Origin of the sequence: Paenibacillus sp. LPE1-1-1.1, assembly GCF_040676435.1 — a bacterium.
Classification (GTDB): domain Bacteria; phylum Bacillota; class Bacilli; order Paenibacillales; family Paenibacillaceae; genus Pristimantibacillus.
In genome coordinates, this window is the sequence record NZ_JBEGHY010000001.1 from 132,856 (window position 1) to 145,259 (window position 12,404).

Here is a 12,404-nt window from a genome sequence, read left to right on the forward strand (position 1 = left end):
TAGTTATAGTTCATCGTATCTCAGCTATTAAGCACCTGTGAGGAAAGCAGGGTATCCCTGATTGTTACCTCAAGCGGGACGCTTGTATCGACAAAAACATAAACAGCTCCGCGTTCGGCGCATATCCGCTTAAGCTCGTTTTGGAACGCGGCAACCGCTTCGCGATATTCCTTCAATAGCTTATGCCCGACGGCAACCTCTTTGGCCGTACCAAGCTCGCTGTCGATTAGTTTCAGTTCGCCGCTAAGATCGGGATCCAGCTCTTCCCGCGATAGCAAGTGCACAAACACGACTCGTTGACCTGTCGCAATCAACGACACGACGGTCTCTTCAATGCCTCTTTCAAACATTCCGTCAGTCAGCACCCATGCCGAGCCCGAACGTCTCGGAAGAGCGGATCTCGTGCTAAAAGGCATAGCCAGACTGGTGAAATCCTCATCAGCTGCATTCGTTTTATTTTCCGACTCTAATTGCTTCATGGCATCTGCAAGAAATTGAAACAGCTTTGGAGACGATACGCGGCCATGAAGGGGCTGCAGCTCCTTAATCATCCGTTCACGAAATAACCGAATGGATAGTCGGTCATCCCCGCTGAGCGCCACATAGCCCAGGCATGCTGCGAGTCTCAGAGCGTACTGCTGCTTATTCATGCTGCCTTCCCCAAATGCCATGGAGCGGGACGCATCAACATACAGGCTGACTTGAAGCTCCTGCTCATCCCAATACTGGCGCATAAATGCTTTACCCGTGCGGCCGTAAACATTCCAGTCGATTCGCCGGACATCATCGCCAGGCGAATAAGGACGATAATCAGCAAACTCCTGCGAGCCCCCGATCGTGCTTGAACGCCGCTTGCCGGCCAGCATCCCTTTTATCCGATTTCCTGCACGAATGCTCATGCGGTCGAGCTCCGAAAGCAAAGAAAGATTAGGGAATAAAAGATGGAGCGCTTCCTGCGGCGTTAAGGAGCCTATTGTCGAAGACGACTCATGCTTCCCATTCTCATTCGCCTTGCTTCCGCTCATCGTTCCGCCTCGATCGCTGATAAGATAACTTCCGTCATGCGATCGCTCGTTAATCCCATCGCCTGTGCCTCATAGCTAAGCACTATGCGGTGGCGAAGCACGGGCAACGCCGTGTGCCGGATATCATTCCATGACACATGCAGCCTGCCGGAGGCCAATGCCCTTACCTTACTAACTGCGATAATTGCTTGAAGCGCACGCGGTCCTGCGCCGAAACGAACATATTTTTTGACATCGCTCGGCGAATCCGTTTCCTGCGGATGCGTCATCATGACTGCCTTCACGGCCAAATCCAGCACATCCTCGGCAACTAGTATTTGTTTTGCCGCTTCTTGGAGGGCAGTTAACTCAGCTGCTGACATGACGACAGACGCCTGCGTTTGCGAGACGGAGGTCGTCCGCAGCACAATTTGCTTTAATTCGTCCCGAGTTGGAAACTCAACGCCGATTTTTAATAGAAATCGGTCAAGCTGCGCCTCTGGCAGCGGGTAAGTTCCTTCTTGCTCGATCGGGTTTTGGGTTGCCAATACGAAAAAAGGCTTCGGCAAGCGATGCGTTTCTCCCCCTGCCGTTACCGTGCCTTCCTGCATCGCTTCCAGCAAAGCGCTTTGGGTCTTTGGCGTCGCGCGATTGATTTCATCGGCAAGGACTAGATTTCCGAAGATGGGCCCCGCCTGGAAACGGTGAGCCGCACTTCCCTGTGCGCTGAAGTCAATCAACGTTGTACCCGTAATATCCGAAGGCATGAGATCAGGCGTAAATTGTATTCTTGAAAACTGCAAAGCAACGCAATCCGCGATTGTTCGTACGAGCATCGTTTTTCCTAACCCGGGGATCCCCTCCAGCAGCGCGTGTCCTCCTGCTAGCAGGCACCAAAGCAGCTGCTCCACCACCGTTTGCTGACCGACGATAACGCGTCCGATTTCTTCCTTGAGTACGGCGATCCGCGCCGCAGCTTCTTCCAATTGGGCTTTCGATTCAATCATTTCGGATCACCTCCATTAACGGTTTGGTTGGATTTGGTCAAAATACTCCTTCACTTTCTCCTGCATACTGTCTGGCAGCTGTGAACGGCCAAGCGATTCCTTAGCTTCCGTCGCATAATCGTTATAAACATCCTCATACGGCCTTGTCATGCCGTCAATCATCGGGGATTGACCGCCATTCTCTGTCTGTCCGCCCGTGGATGGTCCGCCATCCTGCTGCACATTGCCGGAGCCTTGCATATTCCGTGGGGTCGTAATCAGATTCCTTCCGCCCATTCCCGTCCCTGCGCCAGAGCCAGAACCGGAACCGGAACCGGAACCAGAACCAGAGCCAGTACCGGTGCCAGAGCCAGTGCCGGTGCCAGAGCCAGTGCCAGTGCCAGAGCCAGAGCCAGCGCCGGTGCCAGTTCCAGTGCCAGTGCTAGGGCTAGTGCCAGTGCCTGTGCCAGTGCCAGAGCTAGGGCTAGTGCCAGAGCCAGTGCCAGTGCCAGTGCCAGTGCCAGTGCCAGTGCCAGTGCCAGTGCCAGTGCCAGTGCCAGTGCCAGAACTAGGGCTAGTGCTAGAGCCGGAACTCGGACTGCTTCCAGCTCCCGAAGGAGATCCGGGATTGGAGCCTGCGGAAGCGCCAGCCGCGCCGCCCTGACCAGCTAGCTGCTCAGCCAGCTGCTGCGCGCTTTGGCCAAGCTGGCCCGACATCGACCGGGCCAATTGCTCCAGCTCGCCCTGCGACAATTCGCGGGCGAGCGCTTCCTCCAGAGCGGCGAGCGCATCGCTGCTCTCGCCTTTGGAGGCGGCTTCGCCGCCTGCGTCGCGTGCCTGCCGCGCCGCCTGTTCAAGCGCCGCGGCAAGCTCCGCGGCGCCCTGCTCCTGCGGCTGCTCCGCCGCCAGCCGCTCAAGTGCTTCCGCCAGCGCCTCACGCTGCTCTGGCGACAATCTTTGCAGCTGCGAGCGCATTTCGCCGATCGCTTGCTGCATGCCTGCGGCGTCCCGGTCCTGCAAAGCTTGACCGAGCTGCCGCAAGCTCGGCTCCCTGCTCATCGCATCCGCCGCAGCCTCCATCCGCTTAGCGGCTTGCTGCGCCGCTTCAGCGGTTTGCTCCAGCTTGCTTATCGCATCTTCCAGCTGCTCAAGCGCCTTAGCCCCGTCGCCGCTCAGCGAATCGAGCTTGCTTCGCAGCTCCTCCAGCGGCTGCAGCAGCTCCTGCTTCGCATCCTCCGGAAGCTCCGCTGCTTCTGCCAGCTCGGTCAGCTCATCCGCCTCGCGCTCCAGCGCAACCAGATGTTCCTTCGCCTGCGCGAGCGCTTCTGCCCGCTCATCGAGCGGATTAGGCATGAAGAGCAGCGCTGCCGTCACAACCCATACCGCTGCCGCGCCATAAACGAGTGACCGCCAGCTTCGCCAAGCCGGCCATGGCAAGCTGATTCGCAGCGCGTTTACAAACCGTTCGGCTGCCTGCGTCGCCTCTTCCCGCTGCAGCTTAACAATCGGCTGCTCTTGATTATCCTCACGCAGCAAACCATCCAGCGCGGTCGAGATGGCATCCTCGGTTTCCTGCCGATCCATCACGCGAGCGGCTTCCCTCAAAGATGCGCGCTTCCAAACACCTGCTCCTGCCCCTAATGCCAAGCCGGCGCAGACCAAACCGATAGCTAAAGGCCGTGCGAGCAATAGAGGCCATATTCTGCTCACTCCTAGCACCATCAGTCCCGCGGCGCTGCCGCAAAGCAGCCCTTTCAGCGAAGAACGGATCACGGCAAACAGGGTCAATCTCGTTCTAACAGGCCGCAGCAGCTCAATCAATGACTTTTTCTGCATTAGCGCATCCTCCTAAAGTTTTGCTGCTGATTAGGCTAAGCCTAATTAAACAACAAAACTTGACATCGTAAGCCTGATTTATCGCTCAATCAGGCTAGGCCTAATCATGGGATCTACAAGAAACTTTTCATAAAACTCCGTTGATTATTTTTTCAAACGAGGACGCAGGCCGCGAATGCCCAGCCACAGCGCCGCAACCGATAATACCGTATAGATAATCATGAATTCCTTCCACAGCGCTAAAGGCGCTTGCTGACCGGTCGGCGGGTTTCGAAATGCGGAATAGGCTTGCCCCGTAACCGATGGATCAAGAATGCTATACAGGGCAGCTACAGGATTCCATGCAAGGATATGGCCTATCCAAGTGTAATTGTTCAAATTCGATTGCGGCACCCTTTCCATCGTACCGACCAATACAAAAAACACGAGCGCCGTTCCGCCAAAAATAAATAAGGTAACGCCATAAGTAACAATGACGGAAATCATCGTCCGCTTAAACAGCGAAGAAAACAATATGCCAAAAGAACCGAGCACCAGCATAATGAACACATAAAATAAAAAAACGAGCACCAGCTGCTTAGGCGATATGCCGCCGTACAAAAAAACCATTCCATACACGGGAATCGTGCTCAAAACAATCAGCACCATGAAGCTCAAAGATGAAACAAGCTTGCTCAGAACGATCGTGGCTGAGCTCTGCTGCGTTGTCAAAAGCAAATTAAGCGTCTGCTTCTCCCGCTCCCCGCTTATGACCCCTGCGGTCAATCCCGGCGCCATAAAGGCGATTAATCCAAGCTGTGCCATGCTCAGAAAATAAAACAAAAGCTTGCTTTGCTCCGGATTAAAGGACTGACCGTTTCCCGTATTTACTTCCAATAAATAAATCGCGCTTAAGGCCATTAACCCAATAGCAAATAAATAGAAGAACAATGTCCACATGGCCCGCGGCGTTCGCATTCTTAATTTGAATTCTTTATTTAAAACCGGATTGATCAGCTTATTGCGCCAGCTTGCTCTTACAGTCCGTGCAGCGAATGGCTCCTTCATTCGAGTCCGTCGCCTCCCTTCGTTATTTCCAAGAATACATCCTCAAGATTCGTTTGCGCTTCGCTGAATGAGATAAGCCGATATCCCGCTGCAACAAGCTCGTGCAGGAGCTCCGATTGCTCGGCATCCTGACCGCCAAAATGGATTTGAATGCCTCTTTCATCGCGCAAAATCCGGTTTACGAAAGGCCGTTCCCGCAAAAATACTTCCGCTTCGGCTTCGCGTTCAAGCAGCCTGACATGAAGGAATCTTTTGACGCGCAGACGGTTTTGAATATCCGATACGTTTCCAATGGCTATCATTTGCCCATGCTCGATGACGCCGATTTCGTCGACCATTTCAGCAAGCTCAGGCAAAATATGCGATGAGATAATGATCGTTTTGCCCATCGATTTGAGCTCCCGGAGGATTTCCCGCATCTCGATGCGGGCACGCGGATCCAGTCCGGAGGCAGGCTCATCAAGGATGAGCAGCTCAGGATCATGGACGAGGCACCTAGCCAGGCATAGCCGCTGCTTCATTCCGCGCGAGAGCGTATCCACATAAGCGTCTCTTTTATCGCTCAAATTGACCAGCTCCAGAAGCTGCGGGATAAGCTGCTCCCGCTCCGCTTTCGGAATCCCGTAGCTCGCTCCATAGAAATGCAAATATTCTTCCGTTTTGAATTGATCATATACGCCAAAAAAATCCGGCATGTAGCCGATTCGCTTCCGCACCTCGTCCGGATACTTGGTTACGTCAAAGCCATCTACCTTTGCCGTGCCGGAAGTAGGGATCATCAGTGTGGCCAAAATGGACATTGTCGTGGATTTCCCGGCACCGTTCGGTCCGACAAATCCAAATACCGTTCCTTTCGGAATGGTTAAATCGATCGATTTCAGTGCTTGAAAGGTTCCAAACGTTTTGGTGAGCTGCCTAATCTCAATCATGGGTACATCGGATTGCGGATAGGAGCTATTTTCCTCCCCTGCAGGTTTTATCGTTTCGACATTAATAATTTCAACGTCATTGCTTCTGCTCATCCTAATGCACCTCTCCTTCCATCGCAATCAATGGCAGATTCATATCGATAGACCCTGCTGCCGTAATCTTCATGCGAAGCGTTTGGTTATTAATCAGATATTCGCCCGGTGCAGCGACAGCATCTTTTATTTCCATCCATTTTCCCGTTTTATCATTCCATGCCGTTATTGTCGCAATGGAATTAGGTGCCCCGTTGTTAAAAATAATATCCAGCTTGTCATACGTAACCTGTTCCGCTTGTGGAAGCTGATATTCAAATACAAGCTCGCCGTCACTCATAGAATAAGTGCCGTTTCCGTAATTTTCTAATCGCTGCATACGGTTTTCCTTAATCATTGGATTAACGAGCCCCGCCGGTATAATGACTCGGTTCCCGTCAATAAAGGATGTTTCAAGCTTCTGGGCCCAGAGCTTCAGATTATCAAACCTAATATTTTTTCCGTTCACTTTGTAACTCTCGTCATGGTCAATACTAAAGCCTATGATGACGGGACTCGGTGGTAAAATTCCGCCGTTGTTTCGATTGACGTAATTATCAACCAGCTGGCGTTGACGGTAGAAATCATCCTTCATACGGTTGGATGGGTAAGGGAAAATAATATCTCCATACGAATGATAGCCCGAAAAACTGCCGATGCCATTCTTTATCGTCGTTTTTCCGCTTTCGCCTTGCTTCAGATCGCCGAAAAGCAAGCTTTGTCCGTTAATAAGGAGTGACACATGCGTGAGATCGGTCGTTGTTTCGTTTTTTGCCGTAACCTCGATTTCATTTTTCAATTGCTTATATGCCAGCGTCAGCTGCCCGGGATCGCTGTCCATCATGCGCCTCTCCAACCATGCCTTACGAGTAGACCAATAGGGAACCGAACGCCAGATTATCGATGTTCCGCCGGTCTCCGTAACGACCTGCTGTTTTCCGTCCAGCGTAAGCGCGGAGCTCTGTGAGCTGCTTTGATATGTTTTAATGTTTACTTTTTCATTGAATTCCGCTTTTACCGTGCCTCCGGTCGGCATGAATACCGCTGTTGCGCCCGAACGGACGGCCTCGCCTCTCCCGGTGAGTTCGATAAGCTCAATGGTATGGCCGGATATGTTTCTTTTATCTTCTGCCCCGAAGAAAAATATGACCATCCCCATGACTACGGAAAGCGACGGAATCAGCCACCATGACCATTCTCTTCGATCAGCTTTTGCTAATATCAGATAGAGCACCGGAGCAACAATAATCATATAACCTACGAACATGAGCAGCAAAAACATAAAATCGGGAGGTTTAATCGATGGAAATTGATCAATCAAATGATTCATATTCCAGTACATTTCATTAGAGACATTCATCGAACCCGGCTGAATCGGCGTTAATGTTTTTTGAAACAAGCTTGCCCATAGCACAGCGCTTCCAGACCATGTAGACATCGGCGCAAGCGATGGATCAAAAGCGACATAAATGACGCTTCCGAAGCCGACCGGACGGGTAACGGCCAAGGGCAGACCGTTTTCTGCAAGCACTGTTTTTCCATCTGTTATTTTTCCGGACGATATGCTCATAGGCGTGTCCAGCTTTAACGCGGCCCCGCCTGCGCTGACAAGCGATGAAACGCTTGTTAGGTTTGTCGTTCCCGTTGCCTCGACCGGTGCGATTTGAGTGAAGGCTTCTGCCGTTTTGCTGTAGCCTGCGCCCCCGGACAGTACGAGCGTCCCGCCCTGCCGGACCCAATCTTGTATTGCTATTATCTTATTCTCGTCCCAGCTTGCCGTTGCCATGTCATTAATGACGAGCACATCGATCGAATCCCATAATACGGGATCCGTCGGCAATTCCTTTTCTTCTATTGGAAGTACTGCGATATCATAGCCCCTTTGATTTAATGAGGGCATGAAATTCAACGTATCCGGATCCCGGGATATGACACCGATCGTGTTCGTATTTGCCGTCCTCACGCTTATGTAATCATTCCCGATTATCGGAACGGTCTTGCCGGATTTGAATGAGTCCTTGAAAAATCTGATTCGGTTATTGTTTTGATTAAGCAATTCACCAGGAATGGAAGCCGTTAACTCAATGGCCGTTCCTTTGGGAAGCTCGGCTGGAATGACGATATCGCTTGATGTTTGCAAGTTCATCATAAGAAAAGAAATCACAAGCTCGCCTTTCAAATCCTCATCAGTCGTATTTGTTAATGTAAATCTTGCCGGATACCATTCATTTTGCTTCATATAACCTTGATAGCCTACGCTGGCTTTCAGCGAAATCCCGCTCTGATCAGGTGCGGCTTGTACGTGTCCGGCCACTCCCAGAAAAGCGATAATCATGCTGAACAAGAACGTAAATTTGACGGCCCGGTTACCATTTCCCAAAATTCGTTTCACCTTCCGACCCCTCTCTTTACTTGTCTCCAATTATGGACATCCTTATTTTAACGTTTTTTACAATCAAAAGGTTGCAATCATTCCCAATTTTGTATATAACGCAAAAAGAGGCAGAGCCCGATCGCATAAAATTTCTTATGCCGATCCAAGCTCTGCCGCTTCCGATACTCATAACTATTTTATAGACGTACCGCTGTACCGCTTACGGCTACCATCAACATTCCTTCACGTACAACCTCGTAGTCGATATCGATCGCAACGATCGCATTCGCTCCAAGCTTAGCAGCCTGATTTTTCATCTCATCAATCGCGACATCGCGCGCTTCCTTCAACTTGCTTTCATAGGCGCCCGAACGTCCACCGACGATATCCGTTATCGAAGCAAAAAAGTCGCGTACTACATTTGCGCCCATAATCGCTTCGCCTGTCACAACTCCTACATAATCCTGAATGGGACGGCCTTCAATGGTTGGCGTTGTCGTAATTAGCATTTATTATGCTCCTCTCGCTTCACCTGGAAGCGTTTTTTAGTATAGCTTTAATTACGATAAAGCCTGATAGAATGTTTCAATTAATTCGAAGGGACTTCTGTCATCTTGAGCTGCAAGAGTTCATCCGAGCTTATTTGGATCGTCATGCGGACTCGTACCCCAAATTCCCTGTCATTCTTTCGAAGCCAAAGAAGGAAGCTCTCCTCGGCTTTATCATCGGACAATGCTCTTCGGCCTTCATATTTATAATCAATAATTGAAGCGTCGCGGTAAGCTTTAGACGTTTCCTCTACTGCCAGCTTGCCCCATTTTGCATAAGCTGGTTCAGAGTAGATTGCCGTTTCACCTATTGGTGCCACTTCAGAATGCGCTAAACTGAGCAAAACAAAAACAGCCTTCATTACGATGTGACGCAGCATTTTACCACCACCTGTCTTTTAAAGAAAACTAGGATTAGGTTCACCAAGTTGGAAACGTCCTATTCGTCATTGTAATCGATGGCCGTGTTCAAGACGTAGGGCAAGCAAAAAAAGGCTGCCTCCGGGTTTTACCCCAAAGACAGCCAACTTTACTTCAATTGAAATTTTTTGTTTTTTTAAACCTCTTCAACCGCGCGGTGTTTCCGCTTGCGATTCAAGAATTCATATACGACAGGGACGATAATGAGCGTAAGCAAAGTAGAGCTTGTTAGTCCGCCAATGACGGTAACGGCCATTCCTTTGGATATCAAACCGCCGGACTCGAAACCGAATGCAAGCGGGAGCAAAGCGCCTACCGTAGCGATGGCCGTCATCAAAATCGGACGCAGGCGCGTGCCTGCCGCTTCAATAAGGGATTCGCGTATGGATAGTCCTTCTTTTTCTTTTTGGATCACGCGGTCAACGAGAACAATCGCGTTCGTTACGACAATACCGATCAACATAAGCGCTCCGATCATGGCCGTAACGCTAAGCGTTTCGCCGGCGATAAGAAGAGCCACCAATGCGCCGATAATGGTAAACGGCAAAGAGAACAAAATGGCAAACGGCGTTACTGCTCCCCCAAAAGTAATGACAAGAACAAGGTAAACCACTGCGATAGCTGCAAGCATCGCCAGCCCTAGCTGCGTGAATGATTCATTAATTTGTTCGGTTACGCCGCCCATATCAATATCAACGCCTGCCGGAAGATCCGTTTCATCAATCATTTTCTGAAGTTCAGTCGATACTTTACCAACATCAGATGCGGTTACGTCCGCAGATACTTCGGCATAAATACGATCATCTCGCCTAGTAATCGTATTTGGCGATTCGCCCTCTTCAATCGTTACCACATCTTTTAGCGCAACCTCAGTACCCATTTGCGATGTCAATTTCACATTTTCAAGATCCGCTTTATTGCTGTAGGTTTTTGCTTCAACCTTGACATAAACGTTAAATTGCTCGCCATCCTTTTCGATGGTTGTCAGTACCGGACGCTCGCGTACGGGACTTAAAGCCATCGCAATCTGGCCTGCAGTTAAGCCATTTTGGCTCAATTTTTCTTGATTTGCGACCAAACGGTACTGCTCATACGTTTCCGACAAGCTGGAATCGATGTTTTTCAAGTCTTTATTTTCACCAAGCTTCTTGGTCAGATCATCCACAACAGGCTGGAGGGCCTTCATATCCGGTCCATACACCAGCATCGATATCCCCGATCCGCCAAGGCCGCCGCCTGAGAAGTCCTGCTCTTTCCATTCCCCTTCTCCGCCAAGCTCTTGAAGGAGCGGTACGATTTTTGCTTTTTCAGCCGTGAAATCCGCAAAATCTTCTTCGTAGCTTAGGTTAAACAACGCTTGCTTTGAAGCTCCGGGACTAAACGGATTTTGTCCGCCTACTGCATATTGGACTACGGTAAGCCCTTCGCGGTCAAGAAGCTTCTTCTCCGCATCAAGCGCCATTTTTTCAACCTGCTCACGCGTTTCCCCAGGCGCAGGGTTATAAGACACGACCATCATTTTCTGTTCATCGCCAGCTAAGAAGCTGGTGCCGATCACAGGAACAAGAAACAAGCTGCCGACCAAAAGGAGAACGGCTAAACCAAAAGCAACCGCTTTGTGGTCCAGCGACCAACGCAGTACGCCTTTGTACCATTCAGCCAGACGGCCTGGCTTATCATGATTGACTTTGCCAGCCTTCATTCCTCTTCGGAACATCATGTGTGCCAGCATAGGCACAACGGTAATCGCTACGAGCAGCGATGCCAGCAAGGCAAATACGATGGTTAACGCGAATGGAAGGAATATTTCGCCGATCATGCCGGATACAAGCCCGAGCGGCAGGAATACCGCAATCGTTACGATGGTTGATGCCAGAATCGGCACGAACATTTCCTTTGTCGCATCAAGGATTAATTCCTTGCCTTTTAACTTCTCCGTAGTTAAAGCCATGCGGCGGTATACGTTCTCGATGACGACGATGGAATCATCGATCACGCGTCCAATTGCAACGGTCATCGCTCCGAGCGTCATAATGTTAAGCGTAATATCCATTTGGCTTAAGATCAGAAGCGCAATAAGGATCGACAACGGGATCGATACGACGGCAATAATCGTGGACCGGATATCGCGCAAGAATATCATAATGATAATGACAGCGAACAAAGCTCCAATAATGGCTTTGCTGAGCATGGTGTGAACGGAATCCTCGATCGGCTTGCCTTGATCAAGCGTCATAACAAACGATAGTCCTTCATTTTTGCTTTCTAGCTCTTTTATTTCTTCTTTTACGTTGTTAACGACATCAACCGTATTGGAGTCGGCGGATTTAACGATATTTAATCCGATGGCATCTTTGCCGTTCGTACGGGATATCGACTCGGCTTTGCCGATGATGCTGATATCGGCAATGTCGCTGAGCTTCACGCCCGGCATGATGACCATATTTTTCAAATCATCCTCAGTGGAAATATTGCCGTCAATGACCAGCGCTTTCTCGGAGTCGCCGAACTCATAAATACCGAGCGGCACGGATACAGCAGACGCCTGGATAATGCCCTTCACCATATCCTCTGTCAAATCGGTTTGCTTCAGCTTATCCTGTTTAAACGCAAGCTCGCCTTCCTTCACGTTTTGTCCGGAAATTTGTACGCTGGCTACACCTTCGATTCCTTGGAGGCGAGGCAGTACATTGTCCTGAACTTCCTTCGTAAGCTGCTCCAGATCCAATTGATCATTAGAAAGACTTAACGATAGAACCGGAAAAGCATTCAGGCTGATACGGGATACTGCTGGATCTTGCGCACCATCCGGCAGTGACAGCTCGGACAGCGCGTTTTTCACTTCCGTCGCCGCTTTATCCATATCCGTCTCGTACGTATACTCAATGACGACCGATGACGCATTCTCATAAGATGTAGAGCTTATCACTTCGACACCTTTCAGGTTTCGCGTACGCTGCTCAATCGGCTTCGTAATTTTGTCCATGATTTCTTCCGGCGCAGCACCGGGATAAACGGTAGTCACGCTCACGATCGGAACCGTAATGTCAGGCAAGGTTTCCATTTTCATATTCAATCCCGAATAAAGTCCTGCAAATAAAACGAGCAACGTTAAAATCCATAAAGCAAATTTGTTATTAAGCGAAAAACGGATGATGCTTTTCAATTTTCCCCACTCCTTATTTTCT

Annotated in this window: 9 protein-coding genes; all 9 read right to left on the reverse strand. The window is 50.0% G+C overall.

Going from position 1 to position 12,404, the window contains the following annotated elements:
* Window positions 1-20: 20 nt before the first annotated feature.
* Complete coding sequence (locus MRBLPE1_RS00670; RefSeq protein WP_364140256.1) at window positions 21-1,025, reverse strand: DUF58 domain-containing protein; 1,005 nt, start codon at window positions 1,023-1,025, stop codon at window positions 21-23.
* Complete coding sequence (locus MRBLPE1_RS00675; protein ID WP_364140258.1) at window positions 1,022-2,011, reverse strand: AAA family ATPase; 990 nt, start codon at window positions 2,009-2,011, stop codon at window positions 1,022-1,024. Before MRBLPE1_RS00675 ends, MRBLPE1_RS00670 begins: the two co-directional genes overlap by 4 nt.
* A 15-nt stretch (window positions 2,012-2,026) precedes the next feature.
* Entirely contained in the window at window positions 2,027-3,826 is a 1,800-nt protein-coding gene (locus tag MRBLPE1_RS00680) for a hypothetical protein (RefSeq protein WP_364140260.1), read from the reverse strand.
* 144 nt (window positions 3,827-3,970) lie between these two features.
* Entirely contained in the window at window positions 3,971-4,873 is a 903-nt protein-coding gene (locus tag MRBLPE1_RS00685; protein ID WP_364140263.1) for an ABC transporter permease, read from the reverse strand.
* Window positions 4,870-5,802, reverse strand: a complete 933-nt coding sequence (locus tag MRBLPE1_RS00690; RefSeq protein WP_364144403.1) for an ABC transporter ATP-binding protein — start codon at window positions 5,800-5,802, stop codon at window positions 4,870-4,872. The genes MRBLPE1_RS00685 and MRBLPE1_RS00690 overlap by 4 nt, the downstream gene beginning before the upstream one ends.
* 94 nt (window positions 5,803-5,896) lie before the next feature.
* The gene (locus tag MRBLPE1_RS00695; protein ID WP_364140266.1) at window positions 5,897-8,266 is read right to left on the reverse strand and encodes a DUF7408 domain-containing protein; all 2,370 of its coding nucleotides are present in this window, start codon (window positions 8,264-8,266) and stop codon (window positions 5,897-5,899) included.
* A gap of 179 nt (window positions 8,267-8,445) precedes the next feature.
* The gene (locus tag MRBLPE1_RS00700; protein WP_364140269.1) at window positions 8,446-8,757 is read right to left on the reverse strand and encodes a YbjQ family protein; all 312 of its coding nucleotides are present in this window, start codon (window positions 8,755-8,757) and stop codon (window positions 8,446-8,448) included.
* An 80-nt stretch (window positions 8,758-8,837) separates the two neighbouring features.
* Complete coding sequence (locus tag MRBLPE1_RS00705; protein ID WP_364140272.1) at window positions 8,838-9,176, reverse strand: DUF3889 domain-containing protein; 339 nt, start codon at window positions 9,174-9,176, stop codon at window positions 8,838-8,840.
* Between the two features lie 176 nt (window positions 9,177-9,352).
* The gene (locus MRBLPE1_RS00710) at window positions 9,353-12,382 is read right to left on the reverse strand and encodes an efflux RND transporter permease subunit (protein ID WP_364140275.1); all 3,030 of its coding nucleotides are present in this window, start codon (window positions 12,380-12,382) and stop codon (window positions 9,353-9,355) included.
* Between the last annotated feature and the right edge of the window lie 22 nt (window positions 12,383-12,404).

Excerpts from the sequence above, each read along its gene's own strand:
- MRBLPE1_RS00670 (WP_364140256.1), bottom strand. The coding sequence starts at position 1,025 with ATGAGCGGAAGCAAGGCGAATGAGAATGGGAAGCATGAGTCGTCTTCG.
- MRBLPE1_RS00675 (WP_364140258.1), bottom strand. The coding sequence starts at position 2,011 with ATGATTGAATCGAAAGCCCAATTGGAAGAAGCTGCGGCGCGGATCGCC.
- MRBLPE1_RS00680 (WP_364140260.1), bottom strand. The coding sequence starts at position 3,826 with ATGCAGAAAAAGTCATTGATTGAGCTGCTGCGGCCTGTTAGAACGAGA.
- MRBLPE1_RS00685 (WP_364140263.1), bottom strand. The coding sequence starts at position 4,873 with ATGAAGGAGCCATTCGCTGCACGGACTGTAAGAGCAAGCTGGCGCAAT.
- MRBLPE1_RS00690 (WP_364144403.1), bottom strand. The coding sequence starts at position 5,802 with ATGATTGAGATTAGGCAGCTCACCAAAACGTTTGGAACCTTTCAAGCA.
- MRBLPE1_RS00700 (WP_364140269.1), bottom strand. The coding sequence starts at position 8,757 with ATGCTAATTACGACAACGCCAACCATTGAAGGCCGTCCCATTCAGGAT.
- MRBLPE1_RS00705 (WP_364140272.1), bottom strand. The coding sequence starts at position 9,176 with ATGCTGCGTCACATCGTAATGAAGGCTGTTTTTGTTTTGCTCAGTTTA.